Source organism: Paraburkholderia sp. TE9906 (assembly GCF_056279605.1).
In genome coordinates this window covers 211,155-233,682 of the sequence record NZ_JBWCCT010000002.1, presented here as the reverse complement: position 1 = coordinate 233,682, position 22,528 = coordinate 211,155, and the positions used below count along the sequence as shown (strand labels likewise).

Genomic DNA, 22,528 nt, shown 5'->3' with positions numbered 1-22,528 from the left:
TACGCTGGCGAGGTTCTGACCGACGTTATCAAGGATAGCCACGGAAAGTTCACCTATCCTTTAATACGCCGCACGCATCCCGCAGGCAATCTACATGTTCGACACGCTCAAACGACTCATCAAAAAATGGCGCGCGTCGCGTGACGGCGGCCATCAGCTCGACGCGCTGCTGGCGATCGCCGATCGCGCCGCCCCCTATCCCGAGCGCAGCGAATGGCTGATCGAACTCGCGCACTGGATTCGCCGCGGCCACGCCGTGCAGGCCGATGCACTCGAACCCGACGCCTCCCGCTCGGCCCCGGCGCATACGCGCATCCGCTATCTGCTTTACGTACTCGATCGCAACCCCGCGTGGAAGGCCAACGTCGCCGGCATTCTGCGCGCGCTGCTGCGCGAAAGCGACGGCCTCTCGCTGCTCTGCGACGCCGGCATGCCCGTGCACTCCGGATTCTTCGGCGCGCTGTTCGGGCGCTTCGAAGCGTCGTTGATCCCACCCGCGCCGAACCGCCGCGACCTCACCGCGATCGTCACGCTGATGTTCAGCTCCGAGCGCGACGCCGAATGGATCGCCACGCTGCCCGCCGACCTGCTGATTCGCATCCACGCGCTGTTCGACTACGCCGCGCAAGACGAACCGCCGCGCGACAACACGCCGTTCTCGCTCGACCTGCTGGCCGCCTTGCACAACCTCACCTGCCAGATCAGCTCCACGGGCCTGTCACAAACGGTGCGCAGCCGGCTCGTTGTCGTCGACCCTGCCGACCGCGATACGGACGACCGGCACGACACCAGCGACATGCGCGTTGCGATGGAAAAGCAGCCGTTCTACCGCCTCACGCGCGCGATGCTCGCTGTCGAAGCCGCGCACAATGCGGTCATGGCCGGCGAGCCGCAAGACCGGCTGCTGCGCGAAGTCAACTATCTGCGGCTGTTGCTCGACGACTGCCGCGCCGCCACCGACAACGTCTTCGCCCATCTCTATCACAACGGCGTGAGCGTCGACATCGTGTTTCAGGTCGAGCGCATGCGCATGCGCATCGTGCGCGCCGAACATCTGCTCAACGCCTGGATGGCGCATGACGATCCGCACGCGGGCGCCCGTCTGACTGCGGAACTCGTCGAAGCGAATCACGCGAGCCAGAGCATCGCGCACCTGATGCGCAGCAATTTCTCGCTGCTCGCGCGCAAGGTCGTCGAATACAGCGCGGATACCGGCGAGCACTACATCGCCCGCGACCGCGCCGAATATCTGAAGATGATGCGCATGGCGGCCGGTGGTGGGCTCGTCACCGTCGTCACGGTCTGCGTGAAGTTCGCGATCACCGGCGCGCATCTGCAAGCCATGCTCGAAGGCCTGCTGGCCGGCATCAACTACGCGGCCAGCTTTCTGCTGATGCACTTCCTGCACTTCTCGCTCGCCACCAAGCAGCCGGCCATGACCGCGCCCACCCTCGCGCGCGAACTCGACGGCGTCAGCACGCCCGCAGGCGTCGACAGTTTCGTGAGCTCGGTGACCGCGCTGATGCGCACCCAGGCCGCCGCGGTGCTCGGCAACGTGCTGCTGGTGTTTCCCGTGTGCCTCGTCGTGCAACTGCTGTGGCGCTGGCTGTTTCACGCCGACATCATCTCGACGGAGAAGGCGCTCGCCACCCTGCGCTCCTTTTCGCTGCTCGGGCCGACGCCGTTCTACGCCGCGCTGACCGGCGTGCTGCTGTGGTCGTCGAGCCTGCTCGCGGGCTGGGCCGACAACTGGTTCGTGCTGCATCGCGTCGCCGATGCGCTCGCCTACAACCGCCGCCTGCGCCTGACGCTCGGCGCGGCCAGCGCGGACCGTTTTGCGCACTGGTGCCGCGCGAACGTGGCCGGGGTCGTCGGCAATATCTCGCTCGGCCTGATGCTCGGACTCGTGCCGGCGATCGTCACCGCGCTCGCATTCAGTTTCGAGGTGCGCCACGTGACGCTCAGCGCCGGTTCGATCGGCGTCGCGCTCGGTGTGCTCGGCGAGCGCGCGTTGAAGCTGCCGGAGCTCTGGTGGGCGGTGGCGGGGGTCGGCAGCATGGCGATACTCAACGTGGCCGTGAGCTTCGCGCTCGCTTTCTACATGGCGGTGAAGTCGCGCGATCTGCGGCGCAGCGCGGTGCGCTCGCTGCGCGGCGCGATCTGGCAGAGGCTGCGCCGGCATCCGCTGGAACTGGTGTGGCCGGAGAGAGCGGCGCGCAAGGCGAACTAGGCTGCGCTTCGTGCGCTTCGTGCGCTTCGTGCACTTCCCGCTCTTCCCGCTCTTCCCGCTCTTCCCGCTCTTCCCGCGCCTCCCGCGCCGGCCCCGCCAGCCGCCGCGAGCGGCCCGTCCCGTAATCGCGCCGGGCGGGCCACCCCGACCGCGTACAATAGCGCCTTATCCAACGCCTTCCGGCAACCTCAATGTCCTTCGATTTCTTCCTCCCTTGCCCACGCGGCCTTGAAGCCTCGCTCGCGGCCGAACTCGCCGAAATTGCCGCGAAACACCTGAACGGCGCGCCGTTCACGGCCGGCGCACAAGTGCCCGGCGGCGTGCATTTCCGCGGCGGCTGGGCTGCCGGCATGGCCGCCAACCTGCATTCGCGCCTCGCGAGCCGCGTGCTGCTGAAGATCGCGCACCGCCCGTATCGCAGCGAACAGGACATTTACGCGCTCGCGGTCGAACAGCGTTGGGAGCAATGGTTCTCGGCCAAAGAAACGCTGCGGGTGGACGTCACCGCGATCAAATCGCCGCTGCGCAGCCTCGAATTCACGACGCTGCGCGTGAAGGACGCGATCTGCGACCGTCTGCGCGAAGTCAGCGGCGCGCGACCGAGCATCGACACCGCGATGCCCGACGTGCGCGTGTTCGCGTTTCTCACCGCCACCGATTGCACGCTCTACCTCGACACGTCCGGCGATCCGCTCTTCAAGCGCGGCTGGCGTCTCGACAAGGGCGCGGCGCCGCTGCGCGAGAATCTCGCGGCGGGCATTCTGCGCTTGACCGGCTGGAGCGCCGGCACGCCGCTGTACGACCCGATGTGCGGCAGCGGCACCTTCCTCGCGGAAGCCGCCCAGGTGGCGCTGAACATCGCGCCGGGGGCGGAGCGCCGCTTCGGCTTCGAGAAGCTCAAGCAATTCGACGCGAAGACCTGGCAAACGCTGAAGGCGGCCGCGCTCGACGCGAAGCACGCCGCGCGCAGCTCGCGCGCCGATCTGCAGATCTTTGGCAGCGATATTTCCGGCGACATGCTCGACAAGGCGCGCGCAAACTTCCAGCGCGCCGGCTTGCCGTCGATTCCGCTCAAGCAGGTCGATGCGCGCGGCATGACGCCGCCCTCGTCCGAAGCGGGCATCCTCGTCGCCAATCCGCCGTATGGCGAGCGGATCGAAGTGCGCGGCCGTAATGCGCGCGGCGAGTTGCGCGAAGGCCGCGGCAATCGCGAGAACCGCGACGACGATGGTTTCCGTCGTGTGCAGGAAGAAGCGCCGGACAGCGAATTTTTCCACTCGCTCGGCGATGCGTTGAAGCAGCGCTTCACCGGCTGGCATGCGTTCATTCTCACGTCGGATCGCAAATTGCCAGGGCAGTTGCGCTTGCGTGAGTCGACCAAGACGCCGCTCTTTAACGGTGCGCTCGAATGCCGGCTGTTCCGCTTCGATCTGATCGCGGGCAGCGTGCGTCAGCGGCCGCAGAGCGATGCGTCGGCGGCTGGAAGCGAAGGGGCTTAAGGGCATTACCGCTCAGGGCCACCGCCGCTTGAGGCGCGCTGCAATGCGGCTATGAAAACCGCGGACCTTTTGGGCTCCGCGGTTTTTTTTCGTCCGGCGCGCGGCGGCGGCGATGGCGGTTTTTTTCGGCGCTGCGGTTCGGCTTGCATCGCCTGCCTCCTGTCAGTGGCGGCTCAGCGTGCCTCTACTGCCATCCGTCACAGCGCCGCCGCCCGCACCAATCGCATGCGCCGCGCCTTTCCCGCGCCCGCCACATGCCGCAACGCCGCCGCTCACCACGCCCGACAATCCGCCTCCTGCCACACCCTACTGACACCACGCTGTCAGCAGCACCCCCGCACACTCCTTCTCACGCCATCCGGCGCTTTGCACGGCCTACCCGCCATCCACAGGAGAGTGTCATGTCCACGTCAGCCAAAGTTGTTGCATGGTTCGAGATTCCGTCCGTCGATTTCGATCGCGCCGTCCGCTTTTACGAAGCCGCGCTCGACGTCCAGCTCAATCGCCAGGAAATCGGCGGGCAGCCGATTGCGATATTCGGCTACGAAGAGCCGGCCACTGGAGGCGCGATCGTCCACAGCCCGTCGATGACGCCGACCGGCGACGGCGTGCTCGTCTATCTGAGTGCGCAGCCGACCGTGGACGCCACCCTCGCGCGCGTCGAACAGGCCGGCGGCAAGACCGATGGCCCGGTGATCAAGCTGCCTCAGGACATCGGCTACATCGCGTTCTTCACGGATACGGAAGGCAACCGCCTCGGCCTGCATTCGCGCACCAACGGCTGAACGGCAGCCCACTCAGCGAAGCGGCTTGAGGCGGTTTGAGGCGCAGCAGAGCGACGCGGCTTGAGGCGGCTCCTAGCGCATCAGAGCGACGCGGCAAAACGGAGCCACACTGCCACGCGAAGCCGCAAGCCGCGGCACGGAAGCACGAAGCAAACTCTGGCAGCACCTCGCCACGCGGCGCGCGTCCCAACAGCGCGCGCCGCAGCGAACCTCGAGCGGAGCGCGGCATGCGGCGCTATCATCGCGGGACCGTTCCCGTCCTCTTCTACAAGACGCCCACGATGACGCGCCGCGCCGACCGCCTGTTCCAGATTGCCGAACTGTTGCGCGGACGGCGTCTGACCACCGCGCAGCAACTCGCCGACTGGCTGAACATTTCGCTGCGCACGGTCTATCGCGATGTCCGCGATCTCCAATTGTCGGGCGTGCCGATCGAAGGCGAAGCCGGCATCGGCTACCGGCTGAGCCGCACCGCGAGCCTGCCGCCCCTCACCTTCACCGCCGACGAACTGGCCGCGCTCGCCGCCGGCGCGCGCATGCTCGAATCGTGGGGCGGCGCGGACTTCGCGAGCGGCGCGCGCGGGGCGCTCGCCAAGATCGCGTCGGCGATGCCTGCCGACAAACGCGCGACGCTCGAAAGGCTGGCGATTTTCGCGCCGTCGTTTCACATCAAAGGGAATTTTTCGGCGCAGCTGGATGCGCTGCATCGCGCGATCGATGCGCGGCACGTGGTGCGTTTCGCCTACACCGACGCGAGCGGCGCGGCCACCGAGCGCCGCGTCTGGCCGCTCGCGTTAGCGTATTGGGGCGCACGCTGGACCCTCGGCTCATGGTGCGAATTGCGCGGCGACTTCCGCAATTTCAGTCTGGAGAAGATCGTGGATATTCAGGTGCTCGAACAGTATCCGGATCGGGAAGGCCGGCGGCTCGCGGATCTGCTGCGGCACGTGAACGCGAAGCCGAAGTGAGGATCCTGGCGTGTCGCGATGCGAGCGCTGGAGGGAACCTGTTGCAACACGCGGGCGTCAGGTCGAAGCGAACTTAGGCAAGCATCGCCGGGCTGACCGTGGTGAACCTCGGCAGGCACCCGGCGCGCCCCGTTCCAACAGCCGCACGCGAACGCCACGCCGAAGCGGGAATCACGGGCCCATAAACCATGCAACCCGCGATCCCCGGTTACGCACTTACTCGACCGCCTTCACCATATCCTCGATCACCTTCTTCGCGTCGCCGAACACCATCATCGTCTTGTCCATGTAGAACAGGTCGTTGTCGAGCCCGGCATAGCCCGCCGCCATCGAGCGCTTGTTGACGATCACCGTCCTCGCCTTGTACGCCTCGATGATCGGCATGCCCGCGATCGGCGACTTCGGATCGTTCTTCGCGGCCGGGTTCACCACGTCGTTCGCGCCGAGCACAAGCACCACGTCGACCTGGCCAAACTCTCCGTTGATGTCGTCCATTTCGTAGACCATGTCGTAGGCGACTTCGGCTTCGGCGAGCAGCACGTTCATGTGCCCCGGCATCCGGCCGGCGACCGGGTGAATCGCGTACTTCACCTCGATGCCCTTCTCGACCAGCTTGTCAGTGAGCTCCTTCAGCGCATGCTGCGCACGCGCCACGGCAAGCCCATAACCCGGCACGATCACCACGGTTTCGGCGTTGCCGAGCATGAATGCCGCATCGTCGGCCGAACCGGACTTCACCGGACGCTGCTCCGCCGCGCCGCCGGCCACCGCCGCGCCCGCCTCGTTGCCGAAGCCGCCGAGGATCACGTTGAAGAACGAGCGGTTCATCGCGCGGCACATGATGTACGACAGAATCGCGCCCGACGAGCCGACCAGCGACCCCGCGATGATCAGCATCGGATTGTTCAGCGAGAAGCCAATGCCCGCCGCCGCCCAGCCCGAGTACGAGTTCAGCATCGACACGACCACCGGCATGTCCGCCCCGCCGATCGGAATGATGATCAGCACGCCGAGCACGAACGCGATGATCGTCATGATGATGAACGGCAGCCACGCCTGCGTGAGAAAGAAGATGATGCCGAAGCCGAGCATCGCGATGGCGAGCATCAGGTTGATCAGATGCTGGCCGCCGTACACGACCGGCGCGCCCTGGAAGAGCCGGAACTTGTACTTGCCCGAGAGCTTGCCGAACGCGATCACCGAGCCGGAGAACGTGATCGCGCCGACGAACGTGCCGATGAACAGCTCGATGCGATTGCCGAACGGCAGGAAGCCCGGGATCGGATAGTCCGGATCGCCGAGCCCGAACGCGGCCGGCTCCGACACCACCGCATACGCGATACAGACCGCCGCGAGACCGATCAGCGAGTGCATCGCCGCGACCAGTTCGGGCATCTTGGTCATCTCGACGCGCGCGGCGACGAACGAGCCGACCGCGCCGCCGATCACGAGCGCGACCAGCAGCAGGCCGAGCCCGAGGCCGAGGTTCGAGCCGAGCGCCGAGGCCTGTTTCGCGATCAGCGCGATGGTCGTGAGGATCGCAATCGCCATCCCGACCATGCCGAAGGTATTGCCGACGCGCGCCGTCTTCGGATTCGACAGCCCCTTGAGCGCCTGAATGAAGCAGACCGACGCGACCAGATAAAGCAGCGTGACGACGTTCAGACTCATTACGCGTTCTCCTTAGCGGCTGCGGGGAGCTTCTTCGGCTCTTTCTTGCGAAACATCTCCAGCATTCGCCGGGTGACGAGAAAGCCGCCGAACACGTTGACCGCCGCGAGCGCGACCGCGAGCGTGCCGAAGAACTTGCCGGGCGCGCCCAGCGTGAGACCCGCGGCGAGCATCGCACCGACGATCACGATCGCCGAGATCGCATTGGTCACGGCCATCAGCGGCGTGTGCAGCGCGGGCGTGACGTTCCAGACCACGTGGTAGCCGACGTAGATCGCCAGCACGAAAATGATCAGGTTGATGACGGTGTGGTTGATGACTTCCATTGCCGTTCTCCTCTATGCCTTGCGCGTGACTGCGCCATCACGGGCCAGCAGCGTGGCCGCGACGATGTCGTCCGCGAGATCGATGTTCAACGCGCCTTCCTTCGTGATGATCAGCTTGAGGAAGTCGAGCAGGTTGCGCGCGTAGAGCGACGACGCGTCGGCAGGCACCATCGACGCGAGGTTCGTATAGCCGACGATCTGCACGCCATGCTTGACCACCACCTGGTCCGCTTCGGTCAGCGGACAGTTGCCGCCGCGCCGGCCTTCATACTCCGCGCCGCGTCCGGCCGCGAGGTCGACCAGCACGGAGCCCGGTTTCATCGCCTGCACGGTGTCGACCGAGATCAGCGTGGGCGCGGCGCGGCCCGGAATCAGCGCGGTGGAGATCACTACATCCGCCTGTTTCGCCCGCTCGTGGACCAACGCCGATTGACGCGTGAGCCACGACGGCGGCATCGGCCGCGCATAGCCGCCGACGCCTTGCGCGGCTTCGCGCTCCTCGTCGGTTTCGTAGGGCACGTCGAGAAACTTCGCGCCGAGCGATTCGATCTGCTCTTTCACGGCGGGCCGCACGTCTGACGCCTCGATCACCGCGCCGAGGCGCTTGGCGGTCGCGATCGCCTGCAGGCCGGCCACGCCCGCGCCGAGAATCAGCACGCGCGCGGCTTTCACGGTGCCGGCCGCGGTCATCAGCATCGGCATGAAGCGCGGATAGAGCGTCGCCGCCAGCAGCACCGCCTTGTAGCCCGCGATATTCGCCTGCGACGACAGCACGTCGAGGCTCTGCGCGCGCGTCGTACGCGGCGCGGCTTCGAGCGCGAACGCGGTGACGCCGGCCTCGGCGAGCTTCTGCGCGTTCTCGGCGTTAAACGGGTCGAGCATGCCGACCAGCGTCGCGCCGCGCTTCAGGAGCGGCAACTCGGCGTCGGTGGGGGACTGGACTTTGAGGAGGAGATCGGCGCCGAAGGCGGTGGCCGCATCGACGATTTCCGCGCCGGCGGCCGTGAAGGCCTCGTCAGGAAAGCTCGCGGGGACGCCCGCGCCGCTCTGGATCGTGACCCGGTGGCCCTGGGTCACGTACTTCTTGACCGTTTCGGGCGTCGCGGCGACGCGGGTTTCGTGCGCGCGCGTCTCAGCTGGCACTCCGATATGCATCGTGTTCCTCCTCGACTTCCTGTTTGACGACAGATCGGCCGACGAGGCACGCCGGCTTGCAATTGCAACGGCTAACGCCTCACTTTAACCGAAACCGGGGGGTGCACAGAAATCGGGGACAATCCGGGGTTGCCGTGCGGCCCGCCATGGGCCGCCGCTGGCCGGCTCCCGGCAGCCCAGGCCCATAAACGGTAAAATGCGCAGCCATGAAACCGGAAACCTGGCTGCCGCACGTGACCGTCGCGGCGATCGTCGAGCGTGACGGGCGCTTTCTCGTCGTCGAGGAACATACCGCCGACGGCCTGCGCCTGAATCAGCCCGCCGGCCACCTGGAGGCGGGCGAAACGCTGTTGCAGGCGGTGAGCCGCGAAACGCTCGAGGAAACCGCCCATCCGTTCACGCCCGAGGCGCTGGTCGGCCTGTACATGACCCACTTCGAGCGGCCCGGCAGCGCGGGCATCACCTACCTGCGCTTCACCTACTGCGGCGCAGGCGGCGAACCGGACCCGCAGCGCGCGCTCGATCCGGACATCGTCCGCACCTTGTGGATGAGCGCCGACGAATTGCGCGCGTGCCCCGAACGGCACCGCACGCCGCTCGTCATGCAATGCGTCGACGACTACCTCGCCGGCCGGCGTTTCCCGCTCGACTTCGTGCATACGCATTCGGTCGGGCCCACAAGATAACCCTCGCGGGCGCCGTCACGAGCGGCCGTCCCACGATCCATGCAGTCATGCAGCACCCAGTGAGCATCTTATGAGCAAGCAGAAAGTCGTAGTAGGCATGTCGGGCGGCGTCGATTCGTCGGTCACCGCATGGCTGCTGAAGGAACAGGGCTACGACGTGGTCGGCCTGTTCATGAAGAACTGGGAAGACGACGACGACAGCGAATACTGCTCGACGCGGCAGGACTGGATCGACGTGGTGTCGGTGGCGGACCTGATCGGCATCGACGTCGAAGCGGTCAACTTCGCTTCCGAATACAAGGACCGCGTGTTCGCCGAATTCCTGCGCGAATACTCGGCCGGCCGCACGCCGAACCCGGACGTGCTGTGCAACGCCGAAATCAAGTTCAAGGCTTTCCTCGACCACGCGATGTCGCTCGGCGCGGAAACCATCGCCACGGGCCACTATGCGCGCGTGCGCGAGAACGATGGCCGCTTCGAATTGCTGAAGGCGTTCGACCATACGAAGGACCAGTCGTACTTCCTGCACCGGCTGAACCAGGCGCAATTGTCGAAGACGCTGTTTCCGCTGGGCGAGATTCCGAAGACCAAGGTGCGCGAAATCGCCGAGCAGATCGCACTGCCGAATGCGAAGAAGAAGGATTCGACCGGCATCTGCTTCATCGGCGAACGGCCGTTCCGCGACTTCCTGAATCGCTATCTCCCGACCAAACCGGGCCCCATGAAAACCACCGACGGTAAAGTGGTCGGCGAACATATCGGCCTCGCGTTCTACACGTTCGGCCAGCGCAAGGGCATCGGCCTCGGCGGCAGCAAGGACGGCAGCGGCGACCCGTGGTTCGTGGCCGGTAAGGATATTGCGTCGAACTCGCTGTACGTCGCGCAGGGCCATGAGCATCCGTGGCTGCTCAGTCATACGCTGAGCGCGGGCAATACGAGCTGGGTCGCGGGCGAACCGCCGGCGGAAGGCTTCGCGTGCGGCGCGAAAACGCGTTATCGGCAAGCAGATGCGCCGTGTACGTTCAATGCGGCGAACGGTGGCGAAGGCCTCTTCGAACTGACTTTCGACACCGCGCAATGGGCTGTCACGCCGGGGCAATCAGCGGTGCTCTATGACGGCGAAGTCTGCCTTGGCGGCGGCATCATCGAACACGCGGTGACAGGACAGCCGGCTGTCCTGCCGCAAGACCAGACGCAAGAGCGGCCAAAGAAACGGCGGCAGAAAGCAGCACTGCTGGGCGCGCGCTAAGCGATGCAATGGGGCAAGCTGCGCAGGTCCGGCGCGCCCAGCGTGCCTGGCTCGCTCGCGCCGTCCGTTGCGCCCCTTCCTTCGCCATTCACACACGCTTCACCTTCGCGTGCGACGCTTGTCATTCGTTCGCATGCCTCATCTTCAGATTCGGCCGGCCGCTGCATTGTGCGTGGCTTCACCCGCACGGGCCAGCACGCGAGGCTGCTCCAGGCTCACGCCCGCTTCGCGCTGATCCGCAGCCGTCAGTTTCCTTCGCGGTGGATTCCGCCTGCGCCGAACGCGCCGGCGATCCCGCCGCGACGATCTTCACTGCACTGGAGTCCCCATGTTTTCTCGACGTTATCTGGCCATGTGGTGCACCACCGCGCTGCTCGCCATTTGCGCGGCGCTGGCCGCCACTCAGGCTATTTCGTGGTTCTGGATCATCGTGCCGCTCGCGCTCGTCGCGCTCGGCCTGTTCGATTTGACGCAGCAGCGCCATGCGATTCTGCGTAACTACCCGCTTTGGGGCCACTTCCGCTTCCTGTTCGAATTCATCCGCCCGGAAATCCGCCAGTATTTCGTCGAAAACGACACCGATGAAAAACCGTTCTCGCGCGCGCAGCGCAGCATCGTCTACCAGCGCGCGAAGAACGACGTCGACAGCCGTCCGTACGGAACCGAGGTCGACGTCAAAGCCGTCGCGCACGAATGGATCAGCCACTCGCTTGCGCCGACCACGCTCGAGAATCACGACTTCCGCATCGTCGTCGGCCCCGAGCGTGCGCAGCCTTATTCGATGTCGATCTTCAACGTCTCCGCGATGAGCTTCGGCTCGCTGTCCGCGAACGCGATCATGGCGCTGAACCTCGGCGCGAAGAAAGGCAACTTCGCGCACGACACCGGCGAAGGCTCGATGTCGAAGTATCACCGCGAGCATGGCGGCGACATCATCTGGGAAATCGCCTCGGGCTACTTCGGCTGCCGCAACGACGACGGCACCTTCAGCGCGGAGAAGTTCGCGAAGCAGGCCGCCGAGCCGCAAGTGAAGATGATCGAGGTGAAGCTGTCGCAAGGCGCGAAGCCGGGTCACGGCGGCGTATTGCCCGCAGCGAAGATCACGCCGGAAATCGCGGAAACGCGCGGCGTGCCGATGGGCCGCGATTGCATCTCGCCCGCCACCCACTCCGAGTTCTCGACACCGCGCGGCCTGCTCGAATTCGTCGAGCGTCTGCGCACGCTATCGGGCGGCAAGCCGACCGGCTTCAAGCTGTGCATCGGGCATCCGTGGGAGTTCTTCGGCATTGCGAAGGCGATGCTGGAAACGGGCATTGTTCCGGACTTCATCGTCGTGGACGGCGCGGAAGGCGGCACCGGCGCGGCGCCGCTCGAATTCACCGATCACGTCGGCGTGCCGTTGCAGGAAGGCCTGCTGCTGGTGCACAACACACTGGTCGGGATCGGCTTGCGGCAGCGCATCCGCATCGGCGCGAGCGGCAAGATGATCACCGCGTTCGACATCACGAAGACGCTGGCGATCGGCGCCGACTGGGTCAACGCGGCGCGCGGCTTCATGTTCGCGGTGGGCTGCATCCAGGCGCAGACCTGCCACACGGGCCGCTGCCCGACCGGTGTCGCGACCCAGGACCCGGCGCGCCAGCGCGCGCTGGTGGTGCCGGACAAGGCCGACCGCGTGTTCAGCTTCCACCACAACACGCTGCATGCGCTGAAGGAAATCATTCAGGCCGCGGGGTTGAAGCATCCGGCGGAACTGCGCGCGCATCACATCGTGCGGCGCGTGTCGTCGCATGAGGTGCGGCTGATGTCGGAACTGCTGAAGTATCTCGAACCGAACGATCTGCTCACCGGCAACTATCGCTACTCGCTGTTCGAAAAGTACTGGCCTGTCGCGCAAAGCGACTCGTTCTCGCCGAGGGCGGAACTGGCGGCGACGTGAGCGCCGACGCATGACTCACGACACCGGGCCGCCAACGCGCGGCCCGCTTGTCGTTCAAAAGCCGCATCCCGCCCGCGTCCGACCCCGTAAAACGGACGCCCCCTTGCCTTTCCGTTAAAATCTACGGTTTAGCACTTCGCTCCACGGCCACCTCGCGCGCTTCGGCGCCTGGCGGGGAGCCCCATGCCCGAAAGGCACTTCATGCTCACGTTTCAGCAAATCATCCTGACACTGCAGTCCTATTGGGACAAGCAGGGTTGTGCATTGCTCCAGCCGATCGACATGGAAGTCGGCGCGGGCACGTCCCACGTTCATACGTTCCTGCGCGCAATCGGCCCCGAGCCGTGGCGCGCCGCTTATGTGCAGCCGTCGCGCCGCCCGAAAGACGGCCGCTATGGCGAAAACCCGAACCGTCTGCAGCACTATTACCAGTACCAGGTGGTGCTGAAGCCCGCGCCGGAAAACATCCTCGACCTGTACCTCGGCTCGCTCGAAGCGCTCGGCTTCGACCTGAAGCAGAATGACGTGCGCTTCGTCGAAGACGACTGGGAAAACCCGACGCTCGGCGCCTGGGGTCTGGGCTGGGAAGTGTGGCTGAACGGCATGGAAGTGACCCAGTTCACCTATTTCCAGGAAGTGGGCGGTCTGGTCTGCAAGCCGGTGCTCGGCGAAATCACGTACGGGCTCGAACGCCTCGCCATGTACTTGCAGAAGGTCGAGAACGTTTACGACCTCGTGTGGACCGAGTGGGAAGAGCAAGGCCCGAACGGCCCGGAAATGCGCCGCCTCACGTACGGCGACGTCTATCACCAGAACGAAGTCGAGCAGTCCACGTATAACTTCGAGCACGCCAACGTCGATCTGCTGTTCACGTTCTTCAACAGCTACGAAGCGGAAGCGAAGCGCATGATCGAAGCGCAGATCGCGCTGCCCGCTTACGAACTCGTGTTGAAAGCGGGCCACACGTTCAATCTGCTCGACGCGCGCGGCGCCATTTCGGTCACCGAACGCGCGGCGTACATCGGCCGGATTCGCGCGCTGTCGCGTCTGGTCGCGCAGGCTTACTACGATTCGCGCGAAAAGCTCGGCTTCCCGATGCTCGGCAATCCGGTGCACGGCGTGCCCGGCCTCACCACCGACGCGCAAGACGCCGCAATGCCCGCGTGGGCGCCGCCGCTGAAAGTCGAACGCAAGATCGACCAGGACTGACGAGAACATCACCTCATGACTCAACCCCAACAAGCTACCCTGCTCGTCGAGCTCCTGACTGAAGAACTGCCGCCGAAAGCACTCGCCCGTCTCGGCGATGCGTTCGCCGAAGGCATTGCGCAGCGCCTCGCGGCGCTCGATCTGATCGAAGGCGAACTGACGTTCGAACGTTACGCAACGCCGCGCCGCCTCGCGGTCACGATCAAGAACGTGCGCCCGGTTGCGCCGGAAAAACACGTGCGCGAAAAAGTGCTGCCGGTTTCCGTCGCGCTGGACAAAGACGGTCAGCCCACCGCGCCGCTCGCGAAGAAACTCGCTGCGCTCGGCTTCCCCGATTTTTCGGTGAGCGACCTGGAGCGCGCGCAGGACGGCAAGGCCGAGGCGTTCTTCCTGCGCTATGCGGCGCCCGGCGCGACGCTCGCCGACGGCCTGCAAAGCGCGCTCGACGAAACGCTGGCCAAGCTGCCGATCCCCAAGTTCATGACCTATCAGCGCCCGGACGGCACCAATGTGAAGTTCGTGCGTCCGGCGCATCGTCTGACCGCGCTGCATAACGACCAGGTCGTGCCGGTCAGCGCGCTCGGCATCGACGCCGACGACACCACGCTCGGCCATCGCTTCCTCTCCGAAGGTTTCGTGCAGATCCAGCACGCGGACGCCTACTCCGAAACGCTGATGCACAAGGGCCGCGTGATCGCGAATTTCGCTGACCGCAAGGAAACCATCCGCACGCATCTGCTCGCGCATGCCAACGGCGACCAGGTCGTGATGCCCGAAGCGCTGCTCGACGAAGTGACGTCGCTGGTCGAATGGCCGGTGGTCTATTCGTGCCGTTTCGAGGACGAGTTCCTGCAAGTGCCGCAGGAATGCCTGATCCTCACGATGCAGACGAACCAGAAGTACTTCGCATTGACCGATGCGAACGGCAAGCTGCGCTCGCGCTTCCTGATCGTGTCGAACATCGAGACGTCGACGCCCGGCGATATCGTCGAAGGCAATGAGCGCGTGGTGCGCCCGCGTCTGGCCGACGCGAAGTTCTTCTTCGAGCAGGACAAGAAGAAGCCGCTCGCCGAGCGCGTGCCGCTGCTCGCGAACGTCGTCTATCACAACAAGCTGGGCTCGGCGCTGCAACGCGTCGAGCGTGTGGAAGCATTGGCCGGTGCGATCGCCGGGATGATCGACGCCGATGCAACGCTCGCGAAGCGCGCCGCGCGTTTGGCCAAGGCCGACCTGATCACCGACATGGTCGGCGAATTCCCCGAGCTGCAAGGCACGATGGGCACGTACTACGCGCGCCACGACGGCGAGCCGGAAGAAGTCGCGCTCGCCTGCTCGGAACACTATCAGCCGCGCTTTTCGGGCGACGCGTTGCCCACTACCGCGACCGGCACCGTCGTCGCGCTCGCCGACAAGCTCGAAACGCTGGTCGGCATCTGGGGCATCGGCCTGCAACCCACCGGCGAAAAAGATCCGTTCGCGCTGCGCCGTCATGCGCTCGGCGTGCTGCGCATTCTGGTCGAGAAGCAACTGCCGGTCGACTTCGTCGAACTGTTGCGCACCGCTTATGCGCAATTCGCCGCAGTGCCGAACGTCGCCGATTCGACTCAAGCCATCTACGACTTCAGCATGGACCGCCTGCGCGGTTTGCTGCGCGAACGTGGCTATGCGGCCGGTGAAATCGACGCGGTGCTGGCGCTGAATCCGACGCGTCTCGCCGACATCGTCGCGCGTCTCGATGCGGTGCGCGAGTTCGCGGCGCTGACCGAAGCGGCGTCGCTCGCAGCGGCCAACAAGCGTATCTCGAACATCCTGAAGAAGTCGGAAGGCGCGGCGACCGGCGGCGTGCAAGCCGCGCTGCTCGTCGAAGCGGCGGAAAAGGCTTTGCATGCGCAGCTCGAACAGGTCGCGCCGCGCGTGCAGACGCAACTGGCCGCGCGCGACTACACGGGTGCGCTGACCGCGCTCGCCGCCCTGCGCGAACCGGTCGACACGTTCTTCAACGACGTGATGGTCAACGCCGAAGACCCTGCGCTGCGCGCCAACCGTCTGGCCTTGCTCGGCGCGCTGCATCAGCAGATGAACTGCGTCGCCGACATTTCCCGACTCGCCGCCTGAGCCCCGCGCCATGCCGAACAAGAAAGTGGTGATCCTCGACCGCGACGGCGTGATCAACGTCGACTCCGACGCGTTCATCAAGTCGCCGGACGAATGGGTCGCCCTGCCGGGTTCGCTCGAAGCGATCGCGCGCCTGAACCAGGCCGGTTATCGCGTGGCGATCGCGACCAACCAGTCGGGCATCGGCCGCGGTCTGTTCGACATGAACGCGCTCAATGCGATGCATCTGAAGATGCATCGGATGGCGGCGGCGGTCGGCGGGCGCATCGAAGCGGTGTTCTTCTGCCCGCATACGGCGGAAGATCACTGCGAATGCCGCAAGCCGAAGCCCGGCATGCTGAAGATGATCACCGAGCGTTTCGAAGTCGATCCGGCTAACACGCCGGTCGTCGGCGACGCGATGCGCGATCTGCAAGCGGGCGCGGCGCTCGGTCATCCGGTGCATCTGGTGCTGACCGGCAAGGGCAAGAAGACGCTCGCGGCCGGCGGCTTGCCCGACGGCACGATCGTGCACGACGACCTGCGCGCATTCGCGCTCGACTTCCTCGCCGACGCCCAAGAGTGACGCGCGCCATGCGCGTCCCCAACCCTCACTGACCACGCCGATGCGCTTCATCCGTTCCCTGTTGCTGCTGATCTACTTCGTTCTGTTCACGGTGCCGTACGCGACCGCGTGCTTCATCGCGTTCCCGTTCATGCGCGCCGACAACCGCTACTGGATGGCGGCAGGCTGGTGCCGTGCGACGCTCCACACGGTGCGTTGGCTCAACGGCATCCGCTACAGGATCGAAGGCTACGAGAATCTGCCCGACGGTCCGGCGGTGCTGCTCTCCAAGCATCAATCGGCGTGGGAAACGCTGGCGTTTCCGGCGCTGATGCCGCGGCCGCTGTGCTACGTGTTCAAGCGCGAGCTGCTGTACGTGCCGTTTTTCGGCTGGGCGCTCGGCATGCTGAAGATGGTTCACATCGATCGCAAGGAAGGCAAGTACGCGTTCGAATCCGTCATCAAACAAGGCAAGGCGCGGATGGCGGAAGGCGCCTGGGTCATCATGTTTCCGGAAGGCACGCGCACGCCGACCGGCAAGCAGGGCAAGTACAAGACCGGCGGCGCGCGCTTCGCGATCGCCACCGGCGCGCCGGTCGTGCCGATCGCGCACAACGCGGGACGCGTGTGGCCGCGCAACTCGTTCCTCAAATATGCGGGTATAGTCACAGTGTCGATCGGCAAGCCAATCGACACGACGGGGCTCACGCCCGACGAAGTGAACACGCGCGTCGAACAATGGATCGAAGCTGAAATGCGTCGCATCGATCCTGCCGCGTACCGCGCGGCGGACAGCAGTTCCGCCGTCGCACCAATCTGACGCGCCCACGCCCTCGAAGGCGTATTGCGCGAAGCGAATCCGATGCAGAAGTCTCCTACGTCGCAGCCCGCTGCGGCGCTCGATAACCGGCAGCTCGATCTCCCGCTCTTCGCCGAGCCGGGGTCGACGTCGTCGTCCCCTTCGCCGTCCGCGCCTTCATCGGGCTCGCCCGCCGGGCAACAGCCGGCCGTGCCGCTGGCACCGGACGGCAGCAAGCTGCGCAGTGTGTCCATTGGCCCGCGCACGCTGCATTACGTGCTCAAGCGTTCGGCACGCCGTTCGATCGGTTTCGCGATCGACAGCACGGGCCTCACGATCACTGCGCCGCGCTGGGTCACGCTCGCCGATATCGAAACCGCGATTACCGAAAAACAGCGCTGGATTTTCACGAAGCTGATCGAATGGCAAACGCGTGTCGAACAGCGCGCGCTGCCGAAGGTCGACTGGAAAGACGGCGCCGAAGTGCCCTACCTCGGTCAACCGGTGCGCGTGAAGCTCGGCTCGCCGCAAGGCACGCTCGCGTTCAACGCGGACGACGCCGCCCTGCAAGTACCGTTGCCGTTGCAAGCCGATCCGCAGCAAATCAAGGACCGCGTGCAAGGCTGGCTGCAAGGCGAAGCGAAGCGTCTGTTCGGCGAGCGCCTCGCCATTTATGCGGAGAAGCTGGGCGTCAACTATCGCGCGTATGCGCTCTCGTCAGCGGCCACGCGCTGGGGCAGTTGTTCGAGCGACGGCAAGATCCGCTTGAACTGGCGGCTGATTCACTTCCCGCTGTCCATCATCGATTACGTGGTCGCGCACGAACTCGCGCATCTGCGTGAAATGAATCACAGCCCGCGCTTCTGGCAAACGGTCGAATCGATTTTTCCGGAGTTCCGCGAAGCGCGGCAAACGCTGAAGTCGCATCCGCCGGAATTGCTGCCGACGCTTTGAGCTAGCGCGTTGCGCCTCGAAGCCGGCGCTTCACGTGATGAAGCGCCGGGCGCATCGCAACCGGCAGACACTCAATCACCCTCGCCAGTTGCACCGATTCGCGCGTCACTCCGTGCAGTAGGTCTCGTGCAGATGACGCCAAGTCACCTTGCCGTGCGCGTCGAGGTCCAGCACCGCCGTCGAGCGCCGCACGTTCGCATTGCCCGCACCGTCACGCTGATATTCGCGATACTTCACCACCGCGCCCGACCCGTAGTCGGCGACGATTTCCATATCACGGATCGTGATTTGCGAGCCCGGACGCGCGCCGCGCAGCTTGCCGAAAAGCTCGTGCACGCCGGCGTGGTCCACGGCGATGCCGGACGGCATCACCATCGTGAATTGCGGCGCGAAGCGCGCCACGATCCGTTGCAGCGCACCGTCATCCGCGGAGCCGTCGAACAATGCCTGGATTTCAGCGTGGATGTCGCCGAGTTCTTTGAAGTAGGGATTATTGTTGTTCATCGTTCGCACTTGCCCCGCCGGCTACGTTACTTTTTCTTCTGGATGAATTCGATCTTGTAGCCGTCCGGGTCCGTCACGAATGCGATCACGGTGGTGCCGTGTTTCATCGGGCCGGCTTCGCGCACGACCGTGCCGCCTTGAGCCTTGATCTTGTCGCAAGCGGCATACGCGTCTTCGACTTCGACCGCGAGGTGACCGAAACCGCCGCCCAGATCGTACGACGGCGTGTCCCAGTTGTGCGTCAGTTCGATGACAGTGCCGTCGCGTTCGTCCGTATAGCCGACGAAAGCCAGCGTGAATTTACCGTCCGGATAGTCGTCGCGGCGCAGCAGTTTCATGCCGAGCAGTTCGGTATAGAAGGCAATCGAACGATCCAGGTCGCCGACCCGGAGCATGGTGTGAAGCAGGCGCATTGTGCACTCCCTGTTGCGTAGTGAAACGAGACCGTCAATGTACCCCGAATCACGCGGCGCTGCAGAGACCGGCGCGTGGGACGCGGCGTTCAGAACTGATGCCGCAGCCCCGCCATCAGGCCGAGTTGCGTGCCCTTCTGCGCGAGCCCGACGCCATTGACGCCTTGCAGCTGCGCGCCGATCAGGTCGCCCCGGTACTGCGCGAAATCGCCTTCCAGATAGACGTCGGTGCGCTTTGACAGGTTGTAGTCGGCGACCAGTTGATATTGCCACGCCGAGCCGTCCTGCTTCGCGCTCTTGCCGTCCTGCAACGTGCGCCAGATGTTCGCGGCGAAGTGCCATGCGTTGCCGACCTGCTGCGTGATGCCGCCCATGATCATGCGGCGCCGCGCGAAGTCCGTGTACTTGAGCGCGGCCAGCACGGGCGCGGTGAACGGTCCGTTGGCGAAGTTCGAAAAGCCGGCGTCGTTCTGATTGACGATGTAGCCTGCCGAAAAGCGTGTGAGATTCCATGTATACGAAGCGCCGAAGGTCCACGCTTTAGCCGCCGCGCCGTTCACCGAATCCTTCGACTCTTCGTACGCGCCGCCAATGCTGAACGGTCCGCCCACCGGTTTATAAGCGAGGGCCGCGCCGATCTGACTGCCGTACGAATTGCCCGCGTTGCCGCCAAACGCGTAGCCGGCCGCGAAGCTGAGACCGTTATATCTCGCCTGATACTGCACCTGGTTGCTGGTCCAGATGCCGCCCGTCATCGTCACTTCCGGCTGAAAGCTGAAGTCGTACGGAATCCACCAGTTACTGCCGTAGCCGCCCGCCGTGATGCCTTCGATCATCACGTTGTACTGGCGCCCCAGAATGACCTGGCCAAACGCGTTCGAGCGCACGCCCACCTGCGCTTCATTGAAGAACGGCAAGGTGGGGTCGCTGCGCCCGCTGTTGATGTTGAAACGGTTTTCGAGCTTGAAGAAAGTGGACCAGCCGCCGCCGAGATCCTCGACGCCTTTCATGCCCCAGCGGCTCTGCGTGAGGCCGCCCGGACCGAGCCCGACCGACGAGTCGCCGGCCTTGTTCACGTTGGTCAGATAGCGCACGCTCTCGTCCACCACGCCGTAGAGCGTGACACTCGATTGCGCGTGCGCGATCGGGCATCCGAGCGCTGCCATCGCCGCCACCCACCTGGTTGCGTTCTTCATTCCGTCTCCTCGTACCGGGCTCCGTGTTGCGCGGATGGGGTTCGTAGGCGTGGGGCGGCGCAATTCGATCTGGCGCATTGTCAGCGCGTTCGTCGTGGCGGAACGCTGCACTTGCTGTCGTCTCGGTCCATGCAAATGGGCTGACGAAACCCATCTGTTCGAACCTTAGCGCGAAACGGCAGCGTCAAGAAAATAGTCTGACAAGGGTGTTGTTAAGTGCACAAAAAACTTGCAGCGGTAAAGAAGCACGCGTAGAAGGTAGGGGCTTCGTTTGTAGGCGCGACGGGTTTGCTATCGTACGATCCGGCAGATGAGCGAGGCGACGGCCGCACGGCGAAGCCCGGTCCATCCGGCCGATTACCGATTACCCGCGGCGTGCCGGCATCCGATACTGTGCGCCGCCCCTCCACTGCTTCGTCGACCTCACCGCCACCGCCCCATGAGCACCACCGCCCTGCCCGCACGCCGCGCCCCGGATAGCTTCGCGATCCTGCTGATGATCGGCTTGTGCGCGATCTGGGGACTCCAGCAAGTCGCGATCAAAAACACCAACTCGGCATTGCCGCCGCTCTTCCAGGCGGGCTTGCGTTCGGCGATCGCGGCGGTGCTGGTATGGGGCTGGGCGCGCGCACGCGGCACGCCGCTCTTTCGCGACGACGGCACGCTCGGCGCGGGCCTGCTCGCAGGCGTGCTGTTCGCGGCGGAGTTCGTCTGCATCTTTCTCGGCCTGACGCTGACCAGTGCGTCGCGCATGGCGGTGTTTCTGTACACGGCGCCGTGCTTCACGGCGCTCGGGCTGCACTGGTTCGTCGACGGCGAGCGGATGCGGCGGATTCAGTGGCTCGGCATTTTCGTCGCATTCGCGGGGATGACGCTGGCCTTCGCGGACGGCTTCCTGCACGGCCCCGCCGCCCGTGGCTCGACGCTCGCGGGCGTGGCCGGCGACGCGCTCGGCGTGCTGGCCGGCATCGCGTGGGCCGCGACGACCGTGGTGGTGCGCGCGACGCGTCTCGCACAATCGAGCGCCAGCAAGACGCTGTTTTATCAGCTAACGGTGTCGGCGGTGGTGTTGCTCGCGCTCGCACTCGGGCTCGGCCAGGCTCACGTGGAAACCGTCACGCCGCTGGCGCTCGTGAGCCTCGCGTACCAGGCCGTGGTCGTCGCGTTCGTCAGCTATCTGGTGTGGTTCTGGTTGCTGACGCGTTATGTCGCGTCGCGCCTGTCGGTGTTCTCGTTTCTCACGCCGCTGTTCGGCGTGACCTTCGGCGTGTGGCTGCTCGGCGAGTCGTTCAGCCTGCGCTTTCTGATGGCCGCCGTGCTGGTGCTGACCGGCATTGCGCTGGTCAATGCGCCGGCGAAACGGCGGGTGGTGGCCTAGTCCTGGCAGGATTTAGCGGCGCACGCGGGCCTCGGAGGCATCAGAGGCCTCGGCGGGCCCTACGAGTCACGAAGCCTTGCCCGCCACAATCTGCGCCACACGCACGTATTCGTCCACCGGCACGTCTTCGGCGCGGCGTTGCAGATCGAAGCCGAGCGCCTCGAAATCCACCGAATCGCGGAACGCGGCCAGCGTGTTGCGCAACATCTTGCGACGCTGCGAGAACGCCGCCGTCACCACTTCGCCGAGCACGCGCTCGTCGACAGGCGCCAGTTCATGCAGTTCGTACGGGATCATCCGCACGATCGCCGAATCGACCTTCGGCGGCGGCTGGAACGCTTCGGGCGGCACATCCAGCTGCTTGTCGATCACGTAGCGGTACTGCAGCATCACCGACAGCCGGCTAAACGCCTTGGTGCCGGGCTCCGCCACCATCCGTTCGACCACCTCGTTCTGCAGCATGAAGTGCTGATCGATCACGCGATGCGCGAACGACGCCAGATGAAACAGCAGCGGGCTCGAAATGTTGTACGGCAGATTGCCGACGATGCGCAGCGACGCCTTGTCGCCCGGCGCGGCCAGCGAGCCGAAGTCGAACGCGAGCGCGTCGCCTGCGTGGAGTTCGAGCAGGTCGCCGAACCTGGTCTTCAGACGGCCGATCAGATCGCGGTCCAGTTCGACCGCGTGCAACGGCGTTTCCGGCGTCGCGAGCCGCTCGATCAGCGGTTCGGTGAGCGCGCCGAGTCCCGGCCCGATTTCGACCATGCGCTCGCCGCGTTGCGGCCGGATCACGTCGACGATCGAATCGATCACGCCCATGTCGACCAGAAAGTTCTGACCGAAACGCTTGCGCGCGAGATGACCTTGGTGCCGGCCCTGTTGCTGTCTGCTGGTGGACATCGAAGAAA

At 65.2% G+C, this 22,528-nt stretch carries 20 protein-coding genes; 13 read left to right on the top strand and 7 right to left on the bottom strand.

The annotated features are described in order from the left end of the window. The first annotated feature begins 94 nt into the window (after positions 1 to 94). The 4 genes from ACZ9H4_RS04975 to ACZ9H4_RS04960 all read left to right on the top strand — a co-directional run bounded on the left by ACZ9H4_RS04975 (position 95) and on the right by ACZ9H4_RS04960 (position 5,482). Positions 95 to 2,230: a site-specific recombinase gene (locus ACZ9H4_RS04975; RefSeq protein WP_476118372.1), complete on the top strand. Its 2,136-nt coding sequence runs from the start codon at positions 95 to 97 to the stop codon at positions 2,228 to 2,230. 191 nt (positions 2,231 to 2,421) lie between these two features. Next, positions 2,422 to 3,729: a THUMP domain-containing class I SAM-dependent RNA methyltransferase gene (locus tag ACZ9H4_RS04970; RefSeq protein WP_408143506.1), complete on the top strand. Its 1,308-nt coding sequence runs from the start codon at positions 2,422 to 2,424 to the stop codon at positions 3,727 to 3,729. 401 nt (positions 3,730 to 4,130) lie between these two features. Beyond that, positions 4,131 to 4,514, top strand: a complete 384-nt coding sequence (locus tag ACZ9H4_RS04965; protein WP_476118371.1) for a VOC family protein — start codon at positions 4,131 to 4,133, stop codon at positions 4,512 to 4,514. A gap of 227 nt (positions 4,515 to 4,741) precedes the next feature. Continuing rightward, positions 4,742 to 5,482 carry a helix-turn-helix transcriptional regulator gene (locus ACZ9H4_RS04960; protein WP_408143503.1) on the top strand — a complete coding sequence of 247 codons (741 nt, stop codon included), beginning with the start codon at positions 4,742 to 4,744 and terminating at the stop codon, positions 5,480 to 5,482. A 216-nt stretch (positions 5,483 to 5,698) separates the two neighbouring features. Here ACZ9H4_RS04960 and ACZ9H4_RS04955 read toward each other — a convergent pair whose 3' ends face one another. The 3 genes from ACZ9H4_RS04955 to ACZ9H4_RS04945 are packed head-to-tail and all read right to left on the bottom strand — an operon-like array spanning position 5,699 to position 8,634. Next, positions 5,699 to 7,153 (bottom strand): NAD(P)(+) transhydrogenase (Re/Si-specific) subunit beta, encoded by a 1,455-nt coding sequence (locus ACZ9H4_RS04955; RefSeq protein ID WP_408328525.1) that lies wholly within the window; start codon positions 7,151 to 7,153, stop codon positions 5,699 to 5,701. Then, a complete protein-coding gene (locus ACZ9H4_RS04950; protein WP_115781869.1) occupies positions 7,153 to 7,479 on the bottom strand; it encodes an NAD(P) transhydrogenase subunit alpha part 2 in 327 nt (108 codons plus the stop codon). The genes ACZ9H4_RS04955 and ACZ9H4_RS04950 overlap by 1 nt, the downstream gene beginning before the upstream one ends. 12 nt (positions 7,480 to 7,491) lie before the next feature. Further along, a complete protein-coding gene (locus tag ACZ9H4_RS04945) occupies positions 7,492 to 8,634 on the bottom strand; it encodes a Re/Si-specific NAD(P)(+) transhydrogenase subunit alpha (RefSeq protein WP_476118370.1) in 1,143 nt (380 codons plus the stop codon). A 206-nt stretch (positions 8,635 to 8,840) separates the two neighbouring features. Here ACZ9H4_RS04945 and ACZ9H4_RS04940 point away from each other — a divergent pair, with 206 nt between their 5' ends. The 8 genes from ACZ9H4_RS04940 to ACZ9H4_RS04905 all read left to right on the top strand — a co-directional run bounded on the left by ACZ9H4_RS04940 (position 8,841) and on the right by ACZ9H4_RS04905 (position 18,129). Further along, positions 8,841 to 9,320, top strand: coding sequence for an NUDIX hydrolase (locus tag ACZ9H4_RS04940; protein ID WP_408154696.1), 480 nt, complete (start codon positions 8,841 to 8,843; stop codon positions 9,318 to 9,320). 70 nt (positions 9,321 to 9,390) lie between these two features. Further along, entirely contained in the window at positions 9,391 to 10,569 is a 1,179-nt protein-coding gene (gene mnmA / locus ACZ9H4_RS04935; protein ID WP_408154694.1) for a tRNA 2-thiouridine(34) synthase MnmA, read from the top strand. A 328-nt stretch (positions 10,570 to 10,897) separates the two neighbouring features. Next, positions 10,898 to 12,508 carry an FMN-binding glutamate synthase family protein gene (locus ACZ9H4_RS04930; RefSeq protein ID WP_408328534.1) on the top strand — a complete coding sequence of 537 codons (1,611 nt, stop codon included), beginning with the start codon at positions 10,898 to 10,900 and terminating at the stop codon, positions 12,506 to 12,508. A 201-nt stretch (positions 12,509 to 12,709) separates the two neighbouring features. Then, a complete protein-coding gene (gene glyQ, locus ACZ9H4_RS04925; RefSeq protein ID WP_408143604.1) occupies positions 12,710 to 13,717 on the top strand; it encodes a glycine--tRNA ligase subunit alpha in 1,008 nt (335 codons plus the stop codon). Between the two features lie 15 nt (positions 13,718 to 13,732). Next, positions 13,733 to 15,832 carry a glycine--tRNA ligase subunit beta gene (gene glyS / locus ACZ9H4_RS04920; protein WP_476118368.1) on the top strand — a complete coding sequence of 700 codons (2,100 nt, stop codon included), beginning with the start codon at positions 13,733 to 13,735 and terminating at the stop codon, positions 15,830 to 15,832. A 10-nt stretch (positions 15,833 to 15,842) separates the two neighbouring features. Further along, the gene (gene gmhB, locus ACZ9H4_RS04915) at positions 15,843 to 16,397 is read left to right on the top strand and encodes a D-glycero-beta-D-manno-heptose 1,7-bisphosphate 7-phosphatase (protein ID WP_408143331.1); all 555 of its coding nucleotides are present in this window, start codon (positions 15,843 to 15,845) and stop codon (positions 16,395 to 16,397) included. A 40-nt stretch (positions 16,398 to 16,437) separates the two neighbouring features. Continuing rightward, on the top strand, positions 16,438 to 17,196 hold the full coding sequence (locus tag ACZ9H4_RS04910; protein WP_408143329.1) for a lysophospholipid acyltransferase family protein: 759 nt from the start codon (positions 16,438 to 16,440) through the stop codon (positions 17,194 to 17,196). Between the two features lie 42 nt (positions 17,197 to 17,238). Continuing rightward, entirely contained in the window at positions 17,239 to 18,129 is an 891-nt protein-coding gene (locus ACZ9H4_RS04905) for a M48 family metallopeptidase (protein ID WP_408143327.1), read from the top strand. Between the two features lie 105 nt (positions 18,130 to 18,234). Here ACZ9H4_RS04905 and ACZ9H4_RS04900 read toward each other — a convergent pair whose 3' ends face one another. The 3 genes from ACZ9H4_RS04900 to ACZ9H4_RS04890 all read right to left on the bottom strand — a co-directional run bounded on the left by ACZ9H4_RS04900 (position 18,235) and on the right by ACZ9H4_RS04890 (position 20,242). Beyond that, positions 18,235 to 18,633: a hypothetical protein gene (locus ACZ9H4_RS04900; protein WP_408328540.1), complete on the bottom strand. Its 399-nt coding sequence runs from the start codon at positions 18,631 to 18,633 to the stop codon at positions 18,235 to 18,237. Between the two features lie 26 nt (positions 18,634 to 18,659). Next, the gene (gene gloA / locus ACZ9H4_RS04895) at positions 18,660 to 19,046 is read right to left on the bottom strand and encodes a lactoylglutathione lyase (protein ID WP_408143323.1); all 387 of its coding nucleotides are present in this window, start codon (positions 19,044 to 19,046) and stop codon (positions 18,660 to 18,662) included. Positions 19,047 to 19,135: 89 nt separating this feature from the next. Beyond that, a complete protein-coding gene (locus ACZ9H4_RS04890; protein ID WP_476118365.1) occupies positions 19,136 to 20,242 on the bottom strand; it encodes a porin in 1,107 nt (368 codons plus the stop codon). A 439-nt stretch (positions 20,243 to 20,681) separates the two neighbouring features. On the opposite strand from ACZ9H4_RS04890, the gene ACZ9H4_RS04885 reads away from it, so the two are divergent. Beyond that, positions 20,682 to 21,620, top strand: a complete 939-nt coding sequence (locus ACZ9H4_RS04885; protein WP_476118364.1) for a DMT family transporter — start codon at positions 20,682 to 20,684, stop codon at positions 21,618 to 21,620. 66 nt (positions 21,621 to 21,686) lie between these two features. On the opposite strand, the gene rsmA is transcribed toward ACZ9H4_RS04885, so the two are convergent. Continuing rightward, positions 21,687 to 22,520 (bottom strand): 16S rRNA (adenine(1518)-N(6)/adenine(1519)-N(6))-dimethyltransferase RsmA, encoded by an 834-nt coding sequence (gene rsmA / locus ACZ9H4_RS04880; protein WP_408143318.1) that lies wholly within the window; start codon positions 22,518 to 22,520, stop codon positions 21,687 to 21,689. Positions 22,521 to 22,528: the final 8 nt, after the last annotated feature.